Origin of the sequence: Siphonobacter sp. BAB-5385, from assembly GCF_002261125.1 — a bacterium.
Lineage (GTDB): Bacteria > Bacteroidota > Bacteroidia > Cytophagales > Spirosomataceae > Siphonobacter.
The window spans coordinates 1-22832 of sequence record NZ_NMPS01000114.1 but is presented as its reverse complement, the minus strand read 5'-3'; the positions used below and the strand labels follow the sequence as shown (position 1 = coordinate 22832).

The following is a 22832-nucleotide window of genomic DNA, read 5'->3' as shown; positions in this document are numbered from 1 at the left end:
AGGGGAGCCGATCGGCTCCCCTTTTTCATTGTTCATACGAACGCTTTTGGGTAAAACTCATTCCTACAAAAAGCAGGTAGGCAACGGCTACAATTCCCAGCCCGCAAGCTTCGCGGGCTAGTTCCTGATTGGGGGTTTTCATCGTGAGTCCTTCCCCTTCGGAAAAGAAACCTTCCCAGGCCGTCATCTGCGACCAGGAGCTAATGGCCCAGGCTGCTGACCAAATCAGTAGAACCAGGAGCATTTCCCGGTTGAATTTTCCCTGAAAAGCCCGAAAAGCAGCATACGCCGCAAGGAGATAAATGGTACCCCAAAGCAGGGGATCGGGGTCGTTGTATTGCCAGCCGGCAAACAGTACGAAAACGGGAACCAGTAGTAAAGCCAGGTATTTCATCGGAAATCAGGAAAAGAGCTATTTACAGAACGTTGCAACGGCATCGGCCGCTTCGGCATACCCTAGTTTTTTAGCTTGCTGAAAACTCAAGCAGGCCGCTTCCCGATTGCCCACCAGATTCTGGGCCAGTCCCATGTTGTAGAAGGCTTTCGGAAAATCGGAACGTAACCCAACCGCCTGCTCGTAATCACGAATAGCCGAGGGATAGTTTTTCTGTTCCAGGTACAGGTTACCCCGAACAAAATAGGTTTCCGCGTTCTTCGGAGCCAGTTGTACCGCTTTGTCAAAGTCGGGCGTGGCTTTCTGGGGCAGCTTTAGCTCGGCGTATACAAAACCACGATTGAGATAAATTTCGGCAGAATCAGGAGCCAGCGTTGCTGCTTTACTAAAATCCTTGATTGCCGACTCGAAATCATTCTGGGCAATCCGTAGTTTAGCCCGGTTAAAATACGGCAGATACAGCGATGAATCAGCCTTCATGGCCTGTTCATAATCGAGCAGGGCATTGGAGTAATCTTTGAGCTGGTAGTAAGCCACGCCACGGGCGTTTAAAGCCTGTGCATTGTCTGCATCGGCTGATACGGCCTCATTTAGGGCAGTAATAGCCTCGTTTATTTTATTTTCACCCAATAATTTTCGGCCTTCTTCTAAATGTTTATTCGAAGAATTACAGCTTGACAGCCAGAGAGATAAGCCTAGTAACAGGGCAGATACCGGAAGCGTACGAAACTTTTTCATCCTGCAAAGTTACGCTGAGACTTGACTTCGGCCCAAAATAAAACCATCTTTGCAGCGGCAAATCAGGCCAGCTCCTGCTGAATCCCCCAGGTCTTGACCGAAGCAAGGGTAGGCGGTTGTAGCGGTTCGTGGTTTGCCATTTTTTTTTGCCCTTACTGGCCTTTGCACAGATACACGCGAAAGGTCGATCCTTTACCTGGCACGCTCCTCGCTTCAATGGTGCCCCCGTGTAATTCCGCTACTTTTTTACAGATGGTCAATCCGATGCCCGTGCCGACGTATTCACTGCGGGTATGCAGGCGTTGAAAAAGCTGGAAAATCCGGTCTTTGTATTGCTCATCGAAACCAATACCATTGTCTTCTACGGTGATACACACGCAGCGATTGTCGTGAAGTACCGTTGATGGTAGCTGCTGGGGAGTGCTGGCGTAGATACGAATCTGCGGCACGCGGTCTTCCGGCACAAATTTCAGGGCATTGGAAATAAGGTTCTGAAAAAGCTGATACAATTGCTGAGTGTTACCCGCCACCTCCGGCAAAGAACCCAGGTCAATTTGGGCCTGTCTGGCCTGGATGACCGAATCCAGATCTTCCAGCACATCGGTAAAGACTTCCATCAGCGATATTCGCTGGAAAGGCTGCGGTTTGGTATTCAGTCGCGAGTAGGTAAGCAGGTCTTTGATGAGGCCGTGCATCCGTTCGGCGGAACTGTGCATTCGTTCGAGCAGGCTGGTCACTTCAGGTTTCAGATCTGCCGCGTAATGCACCCGAAGCATGGTACTGAACGATTGAATTTTGCGTAAGGGCTCCTGCAAATCGTGCGAAGCTACGTACGCAAACTGAGCCAATTCTTCATTACTGCGGTTTAGCTCAATCACTTTCGACTCCAGTTCCTGCTGGTATTCTTCGAGTTTCTGCTGGGTGTGCTTGAGGGCTTCGTTGGCCTGTAGCGTCTTTTCAATGGTTTTCTGAGCGTGGATGTCTACGAAAAAACCTGACCAGTGCGTCAGCGTTTTCTTCTCATCAAACATCGGGGCAAAAGAAGCCATGTGCCAGCGATACTGCTGCGTTTGGGCCTCGGGAATCCGTACTTCAAACTGAAAAGGCTGAAGCTTCTGTAACGCATCCATCCAGAACGCCGACTGAGCCGCGGGGTCTTCTGCGTGAAAGAGGCCTTGCCAGTGTCGGTCATTGATGGTCTGAATGGTCATGCCCGTATACGTGACCAGCCATTCATTCGCGTACAGTAACTTACCCTGAGGATTGACGGTACAGATAATCAGCGGGAGCGAATCCGTCAGGGTACGGTAGCGGTTTTCGCTTTCCTTGAGGCGATCTGCCAGGGCGTGAAGCTGTCGGTTTTTACGCTTGATTTCCTCGTAGGGCGACAGGGCCAGTTCATTCTGAAAGAGCGACTTCCACTGATTGATTTTTAATTCCGTAATCCGTTTAGAGGGGAAAATCCGGAAGTACAGGGAAATCTGGGTATTCTCACTCGTGGTATTCACCTGAAACGAATCCACCAGTTTTTGAGCGTAATGTAAGCCAAATTGATGCTCATCAAGGTCGTGTTCGGGCCGATCATTGATCAAGGCCACCAGGTTCCATTCCTGCCCTTTCGGATTGTCCAGTCCCAGAATCAGCGAAGCACCCATGCCCCGATCAATGGCCGTTCTAGAAACTTCTGAGACGGCTGTAGCAAACGTTGTTTGAGAGGCCAGGGACATGCCCGTCAGCTCTGCCAGTTTCATGGTATGCTTGTGGGCCAGGATGAGATCCATTTCGGTATCCAGGGTAACTTTGGCTATCTCGTGCATAATCATCAATTGAAACGGCAGACTACGATCGACATATCGTCCGTCTTACGGGCGTAATCTTTGTATAAGGCAGCGGCCAGAATAGATAAATCGTACTTGGTAATGTGAGGATATTTATACGTTTCCCAGCGGGAACGAATGCCGTCCGAACATAAAATCAGGTATTGTCCGGCTTCCATCACCAGAGTCTGTTCGTTCATGGACGTTGGAATATTCATCCCAATAATCCCGTTGTAGGAGAAATGTCTTTTAGCGAAATTGGCCCCTTTCAGCGTCGTTGAAATATTCCCAACGCCGCACAACTGCCAGGTACGAGTTTTGGCATCAAAGAAACCCATCGTACCCACCAGGCCCCGGGTTTCTTGACCGCCCGGTGTAGGAGTCGAATCAGCTCTGTAGGGCGGGGTTCTTTACTCGCTTTCAGGGCTTCGATGGCAGTTTGAACGGCCAGAGCTGCCTCCGGACCGTGCCCGAGACCATCGCCAAGAAAAAGCTTCACCCGCTCCGGGGATGTTTCTACGAAAAAGCCATCGCCACTTTGGGTTTCACCGGGTTTGGGTACCACAATGGAACGGATATCCAGCCTGGACACCCGACGCGACGGAATTACCTTGTAAATGCGGGACAAAATAATTGTACCCCAGTCGGGCTGGGAATAAATCTGAAAGGTATCCGAGAGACGTTTGATCGAACCGAGCCCGTGCCCCAGGGTTTGGGTCGTAGACATGCCATCTTCCAGCATTTTGGTGGGATCGGCAATGCCAGGCCCCTGATCAATGCTGATGAGTTCAATGCCACTTTGGTTCGCCTCGTTGAAGGATCGAACCAGAATTTCGCCACCAGTAGCGTGTTTGACGAGATTGGATGCTAATTCGGCCACAATCAAATCAATCTCCGCCAGCCGACGCGTGGGAAATTCCAGCTGGATAGCCATGCTGTGAATTTCCCGTTTTAAAAGAGCCAGATAACTTCGATCCGTGGCCGCAAAACTTTTATGATGATTATCCATTCTTCCACTTAATAACGGTCACGGTAGTTCCTTCGCCGGGAGCACTTTTAATGGAGAACTCACTCATGAGTCGTTTCGTACCGGGAAGACCCAGGCCCAGACTTCTACCCGTAGAAAAGCCGTCCTGCATCGCTTTATCCAGATCAGCAATACCAGGCCCGCGATCGCTGAAGGTGAGTCGGATGCCGTTTTCGCGGCCACGACTTACGACTTCGATGAGCACTTCTCCACCCTGAGCGTAGCGTAGCATGTTACGCACCAATTCGCTGGTTCCGGTAATCAGTTTGGTTTGATTGACCAGCCCCATGCCGATTTTGGTTGCGTATTCTTTCACCCGGTTTCGTAAAATCACGACATCCTGATCTTTGTGTATGAGGAGGCGATCTCTATTCAGGGTTATCATCCTCGTCTTCCTCTTCGTCCGGATTGGAAGCCAGCCGTGATTGTAATAAATTCATTCCTCGCTCCACATTCAGGGCCGTAAATACACCGTTCAGGGGTAAACCCAGTTCGACCAGCGTAATCGCAACGGCTGGTTGCATGCCCACCACTACGGTTTCAGCATCCAGAATTTTGGACATGGTCGCGATGTTGCCCAAAATTCTACCCATGAAGGAATCTACGATCGATACCGCTGAGATATCAATCAGTACGCCCCGGGCTCCGGTTTTGTGAATCATCTGTACCAAATCCGTTTCCAGATTGAGGGCAATCCGATCGTACAGATCAATCTGAATGGTTACCAGCAGAAACTGGCCCATTTTAAGAATCGGAATACGGTCCATTCCTTAAACTTTTTTATCTTTTCTCACTTTGGTAACTTCCAGTTGCAACATCGTGAAGGCTTGCCGCAGGGCACTGGCCAGCGTGGCTTTCGTGATGATGGAAGAAAGGTCGATCCCAAGGTGTACAATGGTTTGGGCAATTTCAGGACGGATACCGCTGATGATACATTCGGCTCCCATCAGACGTGTAGCACTAACGGTTTTGATCAAGTGTTGAGCCACGAGAGAATCGACCGCCGGAACGCCAGAAATATCCAGAATGGCAATACTGCTTTCGGAATTGACAATTTCAACGAGCAGGTTTTCCATCACAATCTGCGTGCGGGCACTGTCGAGGGTACCGATGATTGGCAGAGCAATGATGCCATCCCAAACCCGAATGATGGGGGTAGAGATTTCAGCAATTTCATCCGTCTGGCGGAGAATGACTTCTTCCCTTCCCTGAATAAACGTTTCGAACGTAACGATTCCCAGGCTGTCAATGAGCTTGCTAACTTCCAGCAGTTCCTGATTAAGAAGGGACAGATCCGAAATATTTTCCCCTAAAACGGAAAAGATGGCGTCTTTCAAACTAAAGATAAACGTGGCCGTTTCACGGGGCGTATAGCCCTGACGAGCCCTAGACAACGAAATACCCGCCAGAATTTCAAAGACGGGTTCAAAGTCCTGCGATTCTACCTGCGTACTATTGCCTTCGTTAAGCGTATGCAATAACGTATCAATGAGTTCGATGGATTGAACGCGTAAATCTTCGTTGGACATCAGATCTTCCCGGAGTGTGGGATCTTCCATCTGATTTTCCATCCATAGTTCTATTATTTGCTCCTTTTTCGACTGGAGCATTTTAATAGTACTTGCTTTCATAGTGTTCAAAAATTCTGAATTTAAGGGTGTAAAGAAGACAACCGTTGCAGAGCCTTTTAGGTTTTGAAATAAATCGGGATGCCGGAAGCGTAAATTAAAGAAACTTTGAGGGATTGCTGAAGGAGAGCAAATTATTCAACTAAAAAACCCCGCTTCGCTAACGAAAACGGGGTTTTAAAAATAAGATGTATCCGTACTAGTTACGGTAGAGTACCGATTTTACGGCTGAGACGACTCGCTTTGCGTTCGGAAGAACTTCTTCGATCAGCGTAGGAGCGTAGGGTAGGGGTACGTCGCGGCTCGTTACACGGGCTACGGGAGCATCGAGGTAATCGAACGCGTAGCGTTGCAGGTGGTAAGCCACTTCGGCGGAAATGGAAGCCAGCGGAGCTGCTTCTTCCACAACGACGCAACGGTTGGTTTTCTTGATCGATTTCACTAGGGTACCGTAATCAATCGGACGAACCGAACGCAGGTCAATCAGTTCCACGGAAATACCCTCTTTCTGTAATTCTTCGATGGCCGGCATCACGATCCGGGGGATCACTTTACCAAAGCTAACGATGGTTACGTCGGTTCCTTCCTGTTTCACGTCGGCCACGCCAATGGGAATGAGGTATTCACCATCGGGGACCTGGCCTTTGTCGCCGTACATCTGCTCCGATTCCATGAAAATCACGGGATCATTGTCACGAATGGCTGATTTCAATAAACCTTTCGCATCCGCAGGGTTTGAGGGGATTACCACTTTCAGACCCGGCGTATTGGCGTACCAGCTTTCGAAGTTCGACGAGTGCTGGGCTGCCAGCTGACCAGCGTTACCGGTAGGGCCACGGAATACGATGGGTGCATTGTACTGCCCACCTGACATTTCGTAGATTTTAGCTGCCGAGTTGATCACCTGATCAATGGCTACCAGCGAAAAGTTAAACGTCATGAACTCAATGATCGGACGCAAACCGTTGGCTGCCGCCCCCACGCCGATACCGGCAAAGCCTAATTCGGCAATGGGCGTATCGATTACGCGTTCCGGTCCGAATTCGTCAAGCATCCCTTGAGACACTTTGTACGCACCATTGTATTCAGCAACTTCTTCGCCCATCAAAAAAACGCGGGGATCACGTCGCATTTCCTCGCTCATGGCTTCGCGGAGAGCCTCCCGAAATTGTAATTCTCTCATGTTCAGAGTTTCTGTCGTATGTCCAGCTTGAATGTCTTCGTAAAGACCTTCAAAATTAGGAATGGATCAGCAATTGACAAGGTTTCTGACCCACGATTCCCCATTTATCGTTAAACTTTTACGGAGAGCTCCGTCTAATTTTCTAAGAAAAGCGGTCTTACAACTAAAAAATAGGGAATAAAAAGGGAGGTCGGTAAAATAAATTTTTTTAAAATATAATTATTGCATTATAAAGTAATATTAAACATTGACAATCCTGATTTTTTTTCGTTACTTTGAAGAGAGATTTTAGTAGGACTTTATGCTTATGTTCTCAAATCATCTAAGCTTTTCCAATCAGGTGATACGATGATTTGAAACGGAATACTCACCTCCATTGAACTGAAAAAGGGAATGAACAAACCGCCGTTCCATTCCTAAGTGCCTCGGTAAGTTTCTGCAGGTCAGGGCTTACCAACGTTGCGTATTTTGGCAAGCAGAATACGCAGAAGAGTTAGGCTTCGTACCCAGGAAAGGCTGTAACCAGAAGTTCATCTGAGACAGCTAATACGCTGAATATGAACGCCAGCTGAGTTAGTGGCCGTATCAAGTTTCATAGTTCAATCATTTTAATCCGGAACGTTATGACTTTGGAAGAATTTCTCCAGAGCGAAGAGTGTGTGCTGATGTTGATTTTTCAACAGTACAGCCCCTCGGTAAGCCAGGCTGAACGAGTGCTGGAAAGCTTCGTGAGCCAGCACCCTAAAGACGCTCGTTTGCTACGAGTAGCCTGCGGTAAGGAAGATGAATTGTTTAAACGGTATAAAATCCGTTCAAACCCAACGGTACTGGGTTTGCGAAAGGGTCGGGAAATCTGGCGGCATGAAGGATATACCGACGCCCAAACCATGGATCAGGTGGAATCTCGTTTGGTAGGGAATCACGTCTAACTGGTCGAACAACCCAAAGTTTACGTACTTTTGCAGACAGAGCAATTGTCTAGTACATGGTACCCATTCGGTCAGTTTTAGCAAAGCCCGTCGCGGCCTGGGTTATATCAAAGCGTCGTCAGTGGGAACGTAAACCCGCTGAAACGCAGCAGTTTTGGTTAAATAAATTACTGGATTCCGCCCGGAACACCGAGTTTGGGCGGAATCACTTTTTTAAAGACATTCACTCCCACGCTGATTTTCAGCAGGCTGTACCCATTCGGGATTACGAAGCTCTGAAGCCTTACGTAGAGAAAGTAACCCACGGCGAGCCGGATATTCTCTGGCCAGGCAAGCCCCTGTATTTCGCTAAAACTTCGGGTACTACGTCTGGAATTAAATACATTCCCTTGTCCAAAGAATCCATTGGTTTTCACATCAATGGTGCCCGCGATGCTCTGTTGAGTTATATCCACGAAACGGGACGCTCGGAATTTCTGGATAAGAAACTCATTTTTCTTTCAGGAAGCCCGGAAATGACGACCAAACACGGAATTCACGTGGGTCGCCTCTCCGGTATTTCCAATCACCACGTTCCGGGTTATCTGCGGACGAATCAGTTGCCCAGCTGGGAAACCAATTGTATTGACGATTGGGAGACCAAGCTCGACCGGATCATTGACGAGACCATTCACCAGCCCATGTCACTGATCTCGGGTATTCCGCCTTGGGTGCAGATGTACTTTGACCGGATTCAGGCTCGTACGGGCAAGAAAATAAAGGATGTGTTTCCGGACTTTCAGCTCTTTGTGTACGGCGGCGTGAATTTCGAGCCGTACCGGGCCAAGCTATACGATTCCATCGGCAAGAAAATTGATTCCATTGAGACGTACCCGGCTTCGGAAGGTTTCATTGCCTATCAGGACAGCCAGGTGCATCCGGGTCTGCTGATGTTGCTCAATCAGGGTATTTTCTACGAGTTTATACCGGTGGAGGAATTTTTCACGGAGAACCCCCGTCGCCTGAGCATTGGCGAAGTGGAAGTAGGCAAGAACTACGCCGTCATCATGAATACCAATGCCGGTCTGTGGGGGTACAACATTGGGGATACGGTGAAGTTCGTCTCCAAAGACCCGTACCGGATTATTGTAACGGGACGGATCAAACACTTCATTTCGGCATTTGGCGAGCACGTGATTGGGGAGGAAGTTGAAAAAGCGATGGCCTATGCCGTGAGTCGTCAGCCCGAAACGCAGGTGGTCGAATTTACGGTAGCTCCGCAGGTAGCCCCTCCGCAGGGCGGTTTGCCGTACCACGAGTGGTTAATTGAGTTCGCCAACCCGCCGCATGATCTGGAGCAATTCCGCCAGGATCTCGATACTAACCTGACCAAACTCAACGTGTACTACGACGATTTGATCAGCGGAAATATTCTACAACGTCTTCAATTGACGTCCTTACGTCGGGGAGCCTTTATTGAGTTCATGAAAAGCCAGGGCAAGTTGGGCGGCCAGAATAAAGTACCTCGCCTGGCCAATGACCGTACGGTTGCGGATCAGCTCAAACCACTGGTATAAAACGTAGCGAAAGCCCCCATTTAAAAAGAGTACCCATTCGTATGCAAAAACGGAATATTGCCATTCTGGGCTCAACCGGCTCTATTGGTACGCAGGCCCTGGACGTCGTGCGGAGTCACCCGGAAGCTTTTCAGGTAGAAGTCTTATCCGCCCAGAATAACGCAGCTTTACTCATTGAGCAGGCAGCTGAGTTCAAGCCGAATGTAGTCGTCATTGGCAATGAAGATCTTTTCCCAACGGTTCAGTCCGCTCTGGAATCACTGGATATAAAAGTCTACTGTGGAATTCAGGCCCTGGCCAGCGTCGTTCAGATGGAAAGTATTGATCTGGTCCTGACGTCCATGGTAGGGTACGCCGGCTTGTTACCCACGCTGAAAGCCATCGAAGCTGGAAAGTCCATCGCTTTGGCCAATAAAGAAACGCTGGTCGTGGCAGGGGAGCTGGTTACAGAAGCCGCCCGGAAAAAAGGCGTCAATATTTATCCCGTCGATTCCGAGCATTCGGCTATTTTTCAGTGTCTGGTCGGGGAGTTTCATAACCCCATCGAGAAGATCATTCTGACCGCTTCTGGTGGACCTTTTCGCGGAAAAGACCGGGAGTTTCTGAAAACCGTCACCAAAGCTCAGGCCCTGAAACACCCCAACTGGGTGATGGGAGCCAAGATTACGATCGACTCTGCCAGCCTGATGAATAAAGGTCTGGAAGTCATTGAAGCGAAGTGGCTGTTTGCCCTCGAAGCTCCGCAGATCGAGGTAGTGGTACATCCGCAAAGCATCATCCATTCCCTCGTCCAGTTTGAAGACGGTTCCATGAAGGCTCAGATGGGTTTGCCCGACATGAGGCTTCCCATTCAGTTTGCTCTGGGGTATCCCAACCGGATGCCTTCGGATTTCCCCCGTTTCAACTTCATGGATTATCCGACCCTCAGTTTCGAACAACCGGATGCTAAAACTTTCCGCAACCTGGCCCTGGCTTACGCCGCTCTCGAACGGGGGGGGAACGCCTGCTGCATTCTGAATGCGGCCAATGAAGTAGCAGTAGCCGAGTTTCTAAACGATCGGATTGGGTTTCTGGAAATGTCGGATCTGATTGGCGAGTGCCTGGAAAAGGTGTCGTATCAGGCGAATCCCAGTTACGAAGATTACGTGCAGACGGATACGGAAACGCGTCGTTTAGCGGCGGAATTACTAAAATCACACTCTCTATACTAATTAACTGTATTGTTGAATGAAACGCTACGCCCTGGCCCTTGACCTGGTAGACGACCCCATTTTGATTGCTGAATACGAACGCTACCACGAGGTCATCTGGCCGGAAATTAAGGAGAGCATTCTCGGGCAGGAAGTAACGGCCATGGAAATTTACCGGACGGGTAATCGCCTGTTCATGATTATGGAAGTGACGGATCAGTTTTCCTTTGAGGCGAAAGCTGCCGCCGACGCCGCCAATCCGAGAGTACAGGAGTGGGAGCAGCTGATGTGGAAATACCAGCAGGCCATTCCCGCCGCCCAGCCCGGTGAAAAGTGGGTACTGATGAAAAAAATATTTGCGTTATAAGTGTTAATGACCGCAGCAGACGATACGTATCAAACCATAGAGGCTCCGGTGGAAGGCCTGTTTAAGGACAAAGGCAGTAAATTCATCGGTTACGCCTATCCGTTGGCAAACGAAGAAGAAGTTAAACAGTACGTAGCCGAATTGCGGGAGCTACATCCCAAAGCCCGGCATTATTGCTGGGCCTATCGGCTGAGTCCTGACCGGACGGTCTTTCGCGTGAATGATGATGGTGAACCTTCCGGATCGGCGGGTAAGCCCATTCTGAATACCCTCTTATCGAATAATCTGACCAATATTTTAGTAGTGGTGGTTCGTTATTTCGGCGGTACGCTATTGGGTGTGCCGGGCTTAATTAACGCGTATAAACAGGCCACGCAGGAGGCCATTCATCAGGCTACTGTAGTCGAGAAAACGGTCAATGAAGTGTATCGCATTGACTTCGATTATCTGCAAATGAACGATGTTATGAAGGTGATGAAAGATGACAACGTACGCATTTTGAATCAGCAATTCGATAATCAGTGTAGTTTGGAGTTTATGGTTCGGAAAGCATTAGGGGAGACCATCATTGGGAAGCTGGAAAAAACGAGTGACATAAGCGTAACGTGGATTGCTACCGTTTAAACTATAAGTAAAGTACAGCTATCTATTTTTAAAGTATATTTGAAGGAGTAATCTACCTGACTTTATACGAACGTGTCCCCCTTTAATAGTATTTTTGCCTTGTCTTCTTTGGGGATTGTGCTGGGAATCCTATTACTTATCCAGCGATCTTCCGTTTTAGTACCTGTCCAAGTAAAATACGTAACCATCGAAGGGCTAAGAGGTTATCTAGCCTTCTTTGTTTTTCTGCACCATGCCACATTCTGGTACGTGTATCTGCATACCGGAAAATGGGCCGTACCGGATTCCGATTTATATATTCAGCTTGGGAAGATCAGCGTCGTCGTTTTCTTCATGATTACGGGCTTTTTATTCTTTCTTAAGCTCAGTGAATCCCGGGAAAAACCGATTCACTGGCCGGCTTTTTTTGTTTCCCGATTCTTCCGGTTAGCTCCTTTGTATGTATTTACAATGCTCGTAATGATAGGCATCGTTGCCGTTAGGTCTGACTTTACGTTACGCGAAAGTCCCTCCTTAATTGCTACAGAAATTATACAGTGGCTCGGTTTTTCGATCTATGGTATTCCTAACATCAATGGCGTAGAAAACACCTTTTTAATCACTGCGGGTGTTACCTGGTCCTTGGTATATGAGTGGTTGTTTTACTTTTCTTTACCGCTTATCGGTATTGTTTTTTATCGTACCAGAGTTAACCCCGTTTTATTTTTTATACTACTTGGGATTGTCGTTTCAATCTTCTACAATAACCTCATTTTTAACTATTACTTACTGACCTTTCTAGCGGGAGGGCTGGCCGTTTATTTGATCCGTATTCCCCGACTGGTCGCTCTGGCCTCTAGTCAGCCAGCCTCTTTCGTAATCCTGGGTTGTCTGACGCTTTTGGTGTATCCATTCAAAGGCAACGACAGCATGGAAATTGTGTGTACAACGATTGTTTTTACGAGCATTGCGGCGGGAAATTCGCTTTGGGGTATACTCAAAGCTACTACTTCCCGGCTGTTAGGGCAGGTTACCTACAGCATTTATCTGTTACACGGGATTGTGCTTTACACTGTTTTTATGTTTGTCATCGGGGAAGAGAAGGCTCAGCAGCTCGGTGTAATCGAGTTCTGGCTAGTCGTTATCGGAGCGAGTATCCTTTTAATCGCTGTCAGCTTTTTATCCTACCGGTACATCGAACAACCGGGCACGCGAGTAGCCGCCAAGATCAATGGCCGGTTTTTCCTCTCTGCAAAAATGGCAAGTCTACGGATGTATAACTTTACTGAGAAAAAAAATACCTTTTTTGAGAAAATAATCCACGGACTGAGGCGAATAAGCCCTGGTATCTCTTTCTTGTTTCTGGTATAATGACTTGAATATCAGTAAATTGATAAAAAACAAAAGGCATTAGGCGTTTGGCATAACTCTTTTACTTTTTATATTCGTAAACCGAATGTGATAAAACGAAAAACGAAGCACTTATTTAACTGAGAAAATCCCTGAGGAATTTCAAAAAGCTTAGATAAGGTTATCTCGTCACTCCATGAATAGAGGTTACGACCGTTACTATGGAGTGAATACTGGAACCCCTTCATATTGATCACGAAATACACAAGAGATTAGGTTTGAGTACTTGTTATTTCGACTCCTGAGAGTAAAGCAATAGAAGAAAGGAATACCGGAGAAGCACGCTTCAAAGTCGTAAAGGAAAAGATGAGTCACAATTAAAGTGCTCTAGATACTTTTCCAAGCGTTAGGTTTTTTGAGAAGTGGCCAGTGATAACTGACCACTTTTCCTTTTTTATGGCTATTGCAAGGCCTGATAGGTAAGCCAGGCCGCTACGTAGGCGATGCCCGTCATGTAGGCAAACTGAACTGCGGGGTAAAACCAGGATTTCGTTTCCCGGTAGGTAGTGGCCAGTGTACTGATGCACATCATGGCAAACACGTAAAAAATCAGTAGTGAGAAGGCAACGGCCGGGGTAAAGCGGGGCTCGCCCGTTTCAGGATTAATCTCCGTACGCATTTTATCTTTCACCGTATTGGTATCGTCATCACCGCCTAGGCTATAAATCGTCGACATCGTTCCAACAAATACCTCGCGGGCGGCGAAGGAGGTCAGTAAGGCAATACCAATTTTCCAGTCGTAACCCAAGGGGCGAATCACTGGCTCAATCCAGTGACCGAAACGGCCCGCGTACGAAGCTTCGAGCTGGGCCGAGGAGATAGCATTACTTAGATCTTGTTCGGATAACGTTGGGTTTTCGGTCTTCACCTTTTCTTCAGCTTTTTCAAAGGAATCGCCCGGACCATAGCTGGCCAGTACCCAGAGTACAATGGAAATGGCAACGATTACTTTACCCGCCTCCAGTACGAAGGCTTTCACGGCATTGTAAACCGATAAGGCTACGTGATCCAGACGGGGTAGCTGAAAAACGGGCATCTCCATGATAAAGAAGCTCCGTTCTTTTACCTTCAGAATCTTTTTCATTACCCAGGCCGAAAGCAAGGCCGAAACAAAGCCGAGCAGGTACAAAGCCATCAAAGCAAAACCCTGTAGATTGAAAACCCCCAGGATCGTCCGATCGGGTACTACCAGTCCGATCATGATGGTGAAGATGGGCAGACGGGCCGAGCAACTCATCAGAGGCGTTACCATGATCGTAATGAGCCGGTCTTTCCAGCTTTGAATGGTCCGCGTACCCATGATGGCGGGTACGGCACAGGCCACGCTCGAAATCAGCGGTACTACGCTTCGTCCGTTCAACCCGACACTCCGCATGAGCTTATCCATTAGCACCATTACGCGAGCCATGTAGCCGGATTCTTCCAGCAAGGAAATGAAGACGAACAGAAAGGCGATTTGTGGAATGAAGACGACCACCCCGCCAATTCCGGCAAGTAATCCATCGGTAAGCAGGCTGGTAAGCATACTGTCGGGTAAGACCGATTTCACCCATTGATTGAGGGACGCCATGCCGGTATCAATCCAGTCCATCGGGTATTCGGCCAGCGAGAAAATGGATTGAAAGATCAGGAACAGAATCCCAAAAAAGACTGCGTACCCCCAAACCGGGTGCAGTAAAATTTTATCCAGCCGGGTTGTGAACGTTTCCTTTAACTCGCCATCTTTTTTACGAACGGCCGCGTCCGCGATTTTACCCAATAGAGCGTACCGATCGACTGTTTCTTTGGCCTGGAAATTCGTATGTTGAAAGCTATGCCGCTGGGTAATGTCCTGTAATTGAGAGCGATGTTCCAGCGTAAGAAAACGTAATTTTTCGGCCTGTCCAGCCATCAGCATGGCCAGATAACTGTTGTTGACACCGAATTTTTCCTTGACTTCTTCCAGAAAATCCTTGGACACACTCTCGAACTGCATGGTAGGTTTAGGCCGTTCCGCGTGTTCGAGTAATTCGCCCTTGATGGTAAATTTAAGATTATCCAGTCCTTCGGCTGATTTCGCGTTGATGAGCACGACCGGAACACCCAGACGAGTCGATAACAGTTCCGGATCGAGCGTCAATCCGTGAGCTTCCGCCACGTCCACCATGTTCAGGGCCAGAATGGTATGAAAGCCCAGATCGGCCACCTGGCTAAACAGAAGCAGGTTACGCTTCAGGTTGGAAGCATCAGCCACAACGACTACTACATCGGGATAATCTTTGCTGGAAGGGTTGGCCAGTACATCCAATACGACCTGTTCATCGAGCGACTTCGGGTACAAACTATACGTACCGGGTAAATCGACCACCGTAGCATCCGTATTTTTATCCAGACGCGTCAGGCCTGCTTTCCGATCAACGGTTACGCCGGGAAAGTTTCCGGTTTTTTGCCGGAGGCCCGTTAAGGCATTGAAAAGGGTAGTTTTGCCGCAGTTCGGATTGCCGACTAACGCAATGATGGGGGTATCTGCCATTACTTACTAATCAAAGCTCGGGAAAGAGTTACTGCAATTCCACGACCGCAGCTTCATCGAGCCGCAGTGAAAGAATATAATCGCCTACCTGCAGACAAATCGGATCGCCCAGCGGAGCAATGGCCGTCAGCCGGATTTCCGTACCGGGCAGGCATCCCATCTCCAACAGTTTCAAAGCCAGAATCGTGTCTTTAAAACCGGCGATGATCCCTTTTTCACCGATTCGTAGCTGGGATAAATTCCGTTGCGACATAGTTTTTACTTCCTTCCGAAAACTGTACTACTATTTGGATTCATTCTAAACGAGTGTCAAAAATAGAAAATAGTTCCCAACCCGAACCAGATTTTTTCACATTCGCTTCATTTTGGAGTAAAGTCAGACCCTACTGATCAAAAGGCAATGCTTCCCGCCAAACAAGGCCAGCAATCCCGACAGTTTTATAAAAAATACAACCAACCAGCCGAATTGTACCGTACCTTTGCGGGAAAGTACAGGAAGGTAAAAGGCGGCTAAAACCGGAGGCATTTGCCAATCCTTTTGGCTGAACGAGTGAAACCAGTATGCGGGAAGTTAACGCTCTGATAGCGAAAGAAATACGTCTCGAATGGAGGCAACGAAACGCCCTTAACGGGATGTTGTTATATTTGGTGAGTACTATTTTTGTGTGCTACCTCAGCTTTCGTTTGAAGTCCAATCGACTGGAACCGCTTACCTGGAATACCCTCTTCTGGATCATTCAGTTGTTTACCGCCGTGAGTGCCATTGCCAAGAGCTTTACGCAGGAGCGGGCCGGACGACTGCTCTACTACTACACGCTGGCGAGTCCGGTCGGAATCATCCTTTCCAAGATGATTTACAATACGGTGCTGATGCTGGGTTTGTCCGTACTGGGCTTCGGCATTTATGCGTTTGTGATGGGCAACCCGGTAGGGGATGTCGGGATGTATCTGGTGGCGATTGTACTCGGAGCCCTGGGGTTTGCCGGAACGCTAACGATGGTGGCCGGTATTGCCAGCAAGGCCGAGAATTCGCCGACGCTGATGTCCGTGTTGAGTTTTCCCATAATCCTTCCCATGTTACTGATGTTGCTGAAGCTCTCCAAGAATGCCCTCGATGGGCTCGACTGGGGTTCCAGCAGCGATGAAATACTCACCTTACTGGCACTAAACGGCATTGTCTGGGTACTGTCCCTGATACTGTTTCCGTTTATCTGGAAAAGCTGAGTAATGTTTTAGTATTCTAATCATTGACGGATCAAGATGGCCTGGTGGAAGTACCTTTGTATGTTATTGCTTTTTTACGTGTATACGGGAGGTCTGCTGCTGCCCATTCCGCACCAGCCGATTCTCTACGAAACCGCCCGTAACCTTTATTTTCACGTACCCCTGTGGTTTGCGATGATTCTGCTGCTGGTCCTGTCGGTCTGGTATGCGATCAAGTACCTGCGGAAGGGAGAGATTGACGATGATATTCAGTCGGTGGAGCTGGCCAATACGGGATTGATCTTTGGAATCCTGGGTTTCATTACGGGAGCCATCTGGGGGAATTACACCTGGGGTAGTCCGCTACCGCAGGACCCGAAGTTGCTTTCCACCGAAATTGCCATGCTGATTTACCTGGCTTATTGGGTACTGCGGGGCTCTTTCCGTGACGAACAGCAACGGGCCCGCATCTCGGCGGTATACAACATTTTTGCCTTTGCCGCTTTTATTCCGCTGACAATCATTCTGCCGCGACTGGCTTCTAATTCACTCCATCCCGGCAATGGTAGTAACCCCGGTTTCAAGATTTACGATTCCGATCATAAAATGAAACTGGTCTTTTACCCGGCAGTAATCGGGATGATCCTGCTTGGGTACTGGATTTCGTCCCTGCGGATTCGGTACCGTCGTCTGAACGAAATTGTAGAAAATAAGTAAGCAAAGTCATTGTGGGTACCCGTAATGTGAACTCATTTTGTACTCTTAAAAAGTTAATGGGCTGTCTGGAGTCGCATTCATTACTTTACCCTTGAACGCGTGATCAGATGCCCCCCTCATTCATGAAAAAAGCAGGATTATTTTTATTGTTAAGCCTCTTGTCGGGCAACCTTTTTGCTCAGCAGGATGTTGAAATGGCCGATACCATGCGTTCCAACGGAAAAATCTTCGTGGTAGTAGCCGTGATTGCGGTCGTACTCATCGGGTTGATTCTGTACCTGCTGAACCTGGATCGGAAGCTTTCCCGTCTGGAGAAAGAGATTAAACATTAGTCGTACCTCTCATTGCTTGCAAACCGCAACGTTATCCTTTCGAGCAAACAAATGAAAAAAATACACCTCTTAGGTATTGCCGTGATTGCTGCGGCTATTTTCATTCTTCTCTCTACCGCTGGCGATGCCAGTACGTACGTTGATTTCGCCAAAGCCGAATCCATGGCTAAGGAAGGCAACGAAAGTAAAGTACACGTGGTAGGTAATCTGAAAAAAGATCCTTCCGGTAAAATTCTGGATATGGAGTACAATCCAGCCGTGAATGCCAACCTGCTGACGTTCTCGCTGGTGGATGATCTGGGTGTAGAACGTACCGTTATTTACCACGAACCCAAACCCCAGGATATTGAAAAGTCCGAGAAAGTAGTGGTCGTGGGCCGGATGCAAAACGGTGTCTTTGCCTGCGATCAGGTATTGCTGAAATGCCCCTCCAAATACAACGATGCCAAAGCCCCAACGGCGATGAAATAAATTGATGAGCGAAGGCAGGAATTCATCATTTCTGCCTTCGCCCATTCACGCATTCTATCCTAACATTTATGCATTACTGGATTGGAAATACGGGCCACTTAGCCATTCTGACTTCGTTTATCACGGCGTTGGTGGCAACGTTTGCCTACGTAAAAGCTTCCCAGAATACCCTGGAGGCCAGTTCCTGGCAGCGGTTTGCCCGCTACTCCTTCTATGCCCATGCAGTAGCCGTAGTGACGGTGGTCGTCAGTCTGTACTGGATCATCTATAACCACTACTACGAGTACCACTACGCCTGGGATAACTCCTCGCGTTCATTGCCGGCTTATTACGTAATATCCAGTTTCTGGCAGGATCAGGAAGGGAGTTTTCTACTCTGGATTTTCTGGCTGGCGATGATTGGCCTAACGCTGATTGCGTATTTCGGTAAAAGTAAAAACGAAGGAAAAGTACGCTTTGAAGCCCCAACCATGGCCGTATTTGGGCTGGTACAGGCTTTCCTTTGCTCCATGATTCTGGGCGTAGTCATTCCGGGACTGGAGATGAAAATTGGTTCATCGCCCTTCCTGCTCTTACGCGAAGCTCACCCCGAGTGGCCGGTTTGGGCCTTGAAACCCAACTTTATTCCAGAAGATGGCAACGGCTTGAATCCCCTGCTCCAGAACCCCTGGATGGTAATTCACCCGCCGACCTTGTTCCTGGGCTATGCCCTGACGCTGGTTCCTTTTGCTTTTTGCATTGCTGGCTTATGGCGGAAAGAGTATAAAAGCTGGATCAAACCGGCTTTGCCCTGGACGGCTTTAGGTTCGCTGATTTTGGGCGTGGGTATCATGATGGGAGCCATCTGGGCCTATGAAACGCTGAACTTTGGCGGTTACTGGAACTGGGATCCTGTAGAAAATGGTATCTACGTACCCTGGTTGGTACTGGTAGCAGCTCTGCACACCTTGATCATTTATCAGACCAACAAGAGTACGCTTAAGATTTCCAGCATTCTGATTATCGCTCAGTTTATCCTGATTCTGTACGCGACGTTTATGACGCGGAGTGGTATTCTGGGAAATGCGTCCGTCCACTCGTTTACGGATTTAGGACTCTCGGGTCAGTTATTGATTTACCTGCTAACGTTCACGGTAGGAGCCATTGCCTTACTGGCCTGGCGTTGGAAAGATATACCGAGTTCCGACAAGGAAATCTCTACGTATAGCCGTGAATTCTGGATTTTCTGTGGGGCGACGGTGATCTGTCTGGCCGCATTCCAGGTCATTACAACGACGTCCATTCCGGTATACAATGCCCTGGTCGCTAACTTTGGAATCAAGTCAAACCTGGCTCTGCCCGCTGATCAGGTGAAGCACTATACGGATTTCCAGCTTTGGTTCTTCGTAGTTATCGTGATCCTGAACGCCATCGGTCAGTACTTCTGGTGGGGTAAAGTGAAAACGGAACAGAAGGCCGCCACGGTTGAAAACGAGGTACTCGTGACCCGGGGGATGAGCTTTAATCTGGGTCCCTGGGAGGTATTCTCAACGCCCCTGATGATTACACTGATGTTGACGGCCATTCTGCTCGTTGCGATGCAGATGGGAGCCTGGAACTGGGTATACATCGTCTTATTACTGGCGGCAGTATTTTCGCTGGTGATCAACTTCTCGACTATTCTGACGGTTCTGAAGGGCAAATGGCAGCTTTCGGGTGGAGCCGTATCGCACATTGGCATAGCTCTGATGCTGGTTGGTATTTTGTTCTCTTCGGGTTATTCAAAGATCGTATCCCAGAATAAATCAGGTTTGATCATCTTCAATAGCAAGGAAGTCGATACGAAAGAAAACGTAGAAAACCAGTTGCTCTGGATGAACCAGCCGCAACAACTGGATAAGTACTTAGTGACCTACAAAGGACAGTTTATCGAGGCCCGCGATGTACCCGGTTATCTGCCCAAATCTTCCGTGGAGCTGATTGAAAACGATTTCCACGCCGTAGCAAAACAAGATATTGTGAAGGATGGAAAAACGTACCACAAGAAAGGCGATACGCTGGCGGTTTTCCCCGAAAACACGTATTACGAAGTCGAATATCGGCAGCAGGATGGAAAGATTTTCAGTCTGTACCCCCGCGTACAGGTGAATCCACGGATGGGTAACGCCGTTTCTCCCTCCATTCGTCACGAACTGACCCGCGATGTATACACGCACATTACGGATGCTCCAATGCCGAACCAGGAAAAACAGTGGAGCCCCACCGAAACGCAATCGGTATCGGTAGGTGATACCTTAATTTTGAACGATTACGTAGCTATTTTCCGGGGTATCGAACCCATCCGTCAGGTTGATGGCATTGAGTTAGGTCCGCAGGATGCCGCCGTACAGGCTCAGATTGATGTATTCGACAAGAGTGGCCGGAGTGTACCCATCAAACCAACGTACTTCATTAAAGACCGTACGGTTGGGTTGAAAGCTGCTACCAGCGATGAACTGGGTTTACGCATTCAACTCGCTCAGATCGATCCGAAGACGGGATTATTCTCGTTCAACATCAATACTACGCAGCGGGATTACATCGTCATGAAAGCGATTGAAAAACCGCATATCAATCTGCTCTGGATTGGTACGGGTCTGCTCGTCGTAGGTATGTTCCTTTCTACTACTCGTCGTTTTAAAGAAAGTAAGTAGTACAATGAAAGGTTTTACGCTGAAAGAAATCCTGTTACTCTCGGCCAGTCTGGGATTTTTAATGATCTGGGTGAGTGAACTCATCGCCGGAGTAGTCAGTTGGAAAGAGTCGTATTTCTGGCTAATGTTTTCGATTGTTTCCCTGCTGGGGTTTCAATATTATAAAAACCGGCGAATGGCAGAAGAACGAAAAGCTTCGCCACCCGTAGTACCCGATGTAAAAACGAAAAAGAAAAAATAAGATAAAACCCCACTTCCCAGGAAGTGGGGTTTTTCTGTAGAAAGCTCGAAAAAAAGCTTCGAAGCTTTCGCGTACGCAACTTCACGGAAAACGCGTATTTTGCACCAAACTTCCGCAGGCAGATGCCTGTGTTACCGGATGACTTCCCAGGAATTTCTCATTATCCTTATTTCCATGCTGGCCTCTGCCTTTTTCTCGGGCATTGAAATGGCTTACGTATCCGCCAACAAACTGTACTTCGAACTTCAGGCCAAGCAGGGCGTAGTAACGGGGCAGATTATGTCAGCCTTTCTCAAACAACCATCCAAGTTTATCGGAACGATGCTGATCGGCAATACGCTGGCTCTGGTCGTATACGGGATTTACATGGAAGGTTTTTTGCACCATGAATTCGAACTCTGGCTCTCGCAGTTACCCGATTCGCTACGTTTTCTCAATAACGATCTGGTACGCATTCTGCTACCTGCTCTGCTGGCAACAATTCTGATTCTGGCCGTGGCCGAGTTTACGCCGAAATCCTTGTTTCTGCTCAATCCGGACGTATTTCTGGAAGTGCTCGCTATTCCTATCTGGCTGGTGTATTACGCGATGTATCCACTGGTATTCGCGATTGTATCGGCTTCCCGGTGGTTTATTGTTAACGTATTACGGCTGAATTATTCGGAAGTGAAACCCATTTTCGGGGTAACGGATTTATCCAATTACCTGGAAAATATTAACGTTCCCGAAGGCAAAAAGGAAGAAGTAGCCGATGTGGATACGAAAATTTTCAATAATGCTCTGGAGTTTCGGCAGGTGAAAGTTCGGGACTGTATGATTCCCCGCACGGAAATCGTGGCTGTGGATATTGAAGAAGGCATGAAAGGCCTGAAAAAGATGTTACAGGAGAGTGGGCATTCGAAGATTCTGGTATACCGTGAAACCATTGAAGACGTCGTTGGGTATTGCCACGGTCTGGCTTTATTCAAGAAACCCAAGGATATTGAAAGTATACTGAATCCGATTCTGATTGTACCGGAAGCCATGTCGGCTCAGGATCTGATGATCAAGTTTACGCAGGAACGCAAAAGTGTGGCTCTGGTCGTAGACGAGTTTGGCGGTACTTCGGGACTGGTGAGTCTGGAAGATATTATCGAGCAGATTTTTGGTGATATTCAGGACGAATACGACGACTCGGAAGACTGGGTAGAAAAGAAAATTGATGACCGCACGTACCTGCTTTCGGCCCGTCACGAAATCGATTACCTCAATGATAAGTACGGCTGGAATTTTCCCGAGGGCGATTACGATACGCTGGGTGGCCTGATCATTACAGTAAACGAAGACTTACCCCAGCCCAACGAAGTGGTGATTTTATATCCATTCCAGTTCCAGATCATGGAAATGAAGGACGCCCGAATCGATACCGTGAAACTGACCATTACCGGAGCGATACCGGAGGAGCGGAAGCCTTCCAAGGAAATCCGGCATTAGGGTGGGTTTGAAGATGGTTTGAAACGTTTGAACTATTCCTAATGGGGGCCATTTTATCTAATTTCGATACCGTTGCGGCTGTTTGAACAGGTTTGAAGCGATGAATAAACCCGATAATAATTTTGGTTTCGCTTAGAGTTACTGGCAGGCCAGGGGTTGTACCCCTGGCTATTTTTATTGAACCCCTTCGGGGTTGTGTATGCTCCTTAATAGAACTGAATGCGATGTGAGGAAAAGGCTATCAGGACGATGATTACAAAGGCAGTTATAAACGCCCCTATAGTAGGTACAAGTTTGGAAACCTGCACCAGTGTGCCTACCCGGCCGGGACTCGCTAACCCCGGAGGGGTTCAATGTGATTAGCCCCGT

General features: G+C 48.2%; 24 protein-coding genes. 13 read left to right on the top strand and 11 right to left on the bottom strand.

Annotated elements, in window-relative coordinates; all coding sequences use genetic code 11:
* Positions 1-25 precede the first annotated feature (25 nt).
* The 9 genes from BWI93_RS11460 to BWI93_RS11425 all read right to left on the bottom strand — a co-directional run bounded on the left by BWI93_RS11460 (position 26) and on the right by BWI93_RS11425 (position 6793).
* A complete protein-coding gene (locus tag BWI93_RS11460; RefSeq protein WP_094811376.1) occupies positions 26-394 on the bottom strand; it encodes a transmembrane 220 family protein in 369 nt (122 codons plus the stop codon).
* An 18-nt stretch (positions 395-412) separates the two neighbouring features.
* Positions 413-1132 (bottom strand): tetratricopeptide repeat protein, encoded by a 720-nt coding sequence (locus BWI93_RS11455; RefSeq protein ID WP_094811374.1) that lies wholly within the window; start codon positions 1130-1132, stop codon positions 413-415.
* Positions 1133-1284: 152 nt separating this feature from the next.
* Entirely contained in the window at positions 1285-2949 is a 1665-nt protein-coding gene (locus BWI93_RS11450) for an ATP-binding protein (RefSeq protein ID WP_176454197.1), read from the bottom strand.
* 5 nt (positions 2950-2954) lie between these two features.
* A complete protein-coding gene (locus BWI93_RS28710; protein ID WP_255157806.1) occupies positions 2955-3167 on the bottom strand; it encodes a hypothetical protein in 213 nt (70 codons plus the stop codon).
* A gap of 50 nt (positions 3168-3217) precedes the next feature.
* Positions 3218-3958, bottom strand: a complete 741-nt coding sequence (locus BWI93_RS11445; RefSeq protein ID WP_255157805.1) for an anti-sigma regulatory factor — start codon at positions 3956-3958, stop codon at positions 3218-3220.
* A complete protein-coding gene (locus BWI93_RS11440; RefSeq protein ID WP_094811370.1) occupies positions 3951-4361 on the bottom strand; it encodes an anti-sigma regulatory factor in 411 nt (136 codons plus the stop codon). Before BWI93_RS11440 ends, BWI93_RS11445 begins: the two co-directional genes overlap by 8 nt.
* Complete coding sequence (locus BWI93_RS11435) at positions 4345-4743, bottom strand: STAS domain-containing protein (protein ID WP_094811368.1); 399 nt, start codon at positions 4741-4743, stop codon at positions 4345-4347. The genes BWI93_RS11440 and BWI93_RS11435 overlap by 17 nt, the downstream gene beginning before the upstream one ends.
* Positions 4744-4746: 3 nt before the next feature.
* On the bottom strand, positions 4747-5607 hold the full coding sequence (locus BWI93_RS11430; protein ID WP_094811366.1) for an STAS domain-containing protein: 861 nt from the start codon (positions 5605-5607) through the stop codon (positions 4747-4749).
* A gap of 196 nt (positions 5608-5803) precedes the next feature.
* On the bottom strand, positions 5804-6793 hold the full coding sequence (locus BWI93_RS11425) for a pyruvate dehydrogenase complex E1 component subunit beta (protein ID WP_255157807.1): 990 nt from the start codon (positions 6791-6793) through the stop codon (positions 5804-5806).
* A gap of 617 nt (positions 6794-7410) precedes the next feature.
* Here BWI93_RS11425 and BWI93_RS11420 point away from each other — a divergent pair.
* From BWI93_RS11420 to BWI93_RS11395, 6 genes are all read left to right on the top strand, one after another.
* The gene (locus tag BWI93_RS11420) at positions 7411-7716 is read left to right on the top strand and encodes a co-chaperone YbbN (RefSeq protein WP_094811362.1); all 306 of its coding nucleotides are present in this window, start codon (positions 7411-7413) and stop codon (positions 7714-7716) included.
* 56 nt (positions 7717-7772) lie between these two features.
* Positions 7773-9272 carry a GH3 auxin-responsive promoter family protein gene (locus BWI93_RS11415; protein ID WP_094811360.1) on the top strand — a complete coding sequence of 500 codons (1500 nt, stop codon included), beginning with the start codon at positions 7773-7775 and terminating at the stop codon, positions 9270-9272.
* A 41-nt stretch (positions 9273-9313) separates the two neighbouring features.
* A complete protein-coding gene (locus BWI93_RS11410) occupies positions 9314-10483 on the top strand; it encodes a 1-deoxy-D-xylulose-5-phosphate reductoisomerase (RefSeq protein WP_094811358.1) in 1170 nt (389 codons plus the stop codon).
* A 16-nt stretch (positions 10484-10499) separates the two neighbouring features.
* Positions 10500-10829 (top strand): L-rhamnose mutarotase, encoded by a 330-nt coding sequence (locus BWI93_RS11405; protein ID WP_094811356.1) that lies wholly within the window; start codon positions 10500-10502, stop codon positions 10827-10829.
* A gap of 6 nt (positions 10830-10835) precedes the next feature.
* A complete protein-coding gene (locus BWI93_RS11400) occupies positions 10836-11453 on the top strand; it encodes a YigZ family protein (protein WP_094811354.1) in 618 nt (205 codons plus the stop codon).
* A gap of 72 nt (positions 11454-11525) precedes the next feature.
* Positions 11526-12803, top strand: coding sequence for an acyltransferase (locus BWI93_RS11395; RefSeq protein WP_094811352.1), 1278 nt, complete (start codon positions 11526-11528; stop codon positions 12801-12803).
* Positions 12804-13242: 439 nt separating this feature from the next.
* Here BWI93_RS11395 and feoB read toward each other — a convergent pair whose 3' ends face one another.
* Complete coding sequence (gene feoB, locus BWI93_RS11390) at positions 13243-15354, bottom strand: ferrous iron transport protein B (protein ID WP_094811350.1); 2112 nt, start codon at positions 15352-15354, stop codon at positions 13243-13245.
* Positions 15355-15382: 28 nt separating this feature from the next.
* Complete coding sequence (locus BWI93_RS11385) at positions 15383-15607, bottom strand: FeoA family protein (RefSeq protein WP_094811348.1); 225 nt, start codon at positions 15605-15607, stop codon at positions 15383-15385.
* A gap of 308 nt (positions 15608-15915) precedes the next feature.
* Between BWI93_RS11385 and BWI93_RS11380 the strand changes: the two genes are divergently transcribed.
* From BWI93_RS11380 to BWI93_RS11350, 7 genes are all read left to right on the top strand, one after another.
* Positions 15916-16578 carry a heme exporter protein CcmB gene (locus BWI93_RS11380; RefSeq protein ID WP_094811346.1) on the top strand — a complete coding sequence of 221 codons (663 nt, stop codon included), beginning with the start codon at positions 15916-15918 and terminating at the stop codon, positions 16576-16578.
* Positions 16579-16638: 60 nt separating this feature from the next.
* A complete protein-coding gene (gene ccsA, locus BWI93_RS11375) occupies positions 16639-17274 on the top strand; it encodes a cytochrome c biogenesis protein CcsA (protein ID WP_243406328.1) in 636 nt (211 codons plus the stop codon).
* Positions 17275-17396: 122 nt separating this feature from the next.
* Positions 17397-17606, top strand: coding sequence for a CcmD family protein (locus tag BWI93_RS11370; protein WP_094811378.1), 210 nt, complete (start codon positions 17397-17399; stop codon positions 17604-17606).
* 51 nt (positions 17607-17657) lie between these two features.
* A complete protein-coding gene (locus BWI93_RS11365; protein ID WP_094811342.1) occupies positions 17658-18077 on the top strand; it encodes a cytochrome c maturation protein CcmE in 420 nt (139 codons plus the stop codon).
* Positions 18078-18145: 68 nt separating this feature from the next.
* The gene (ccsA, locus tag BWI93_RS11360) at positions 18146-20749 is read left to right on the top strand and encodes a cytochrome c biogenesis protein CcsA (RefSeq protein ID WP_094811340.1); all 2604 of its coding nucleotides are present in this window, start codon (positions 18146-18148) and stop codon (positions 20747-20749) included.
* A gap of 4 nt (positions 20750-20753) precedes the next feature.
* On the top strand, positions 20754-20990 hold the full coding sequence (locus tag BWI93_RS11355; RefSeq protein WP_094811338.1) for a hypothetical protein: 237 nt from the start codon (positions 20754-20756) through the stop codon (positions 20988-20990).
* A 138-nt stretch (positions 20991-21128) separates the two neighbouring features.
* Positions 21129-22463 carry a hemolysin family protein gene (locus BWI93_RS11350; protein ID WP_094811336.1) on the top strand — a complete coding sequence of 445 codons (1335 nt, stop codon included), beginning with the start codon at positions 21129-21131 and terminating at the stop codon, positions 22461-22463.
* Positions 22464-22832: the final 369 nt, after the last annotated feature.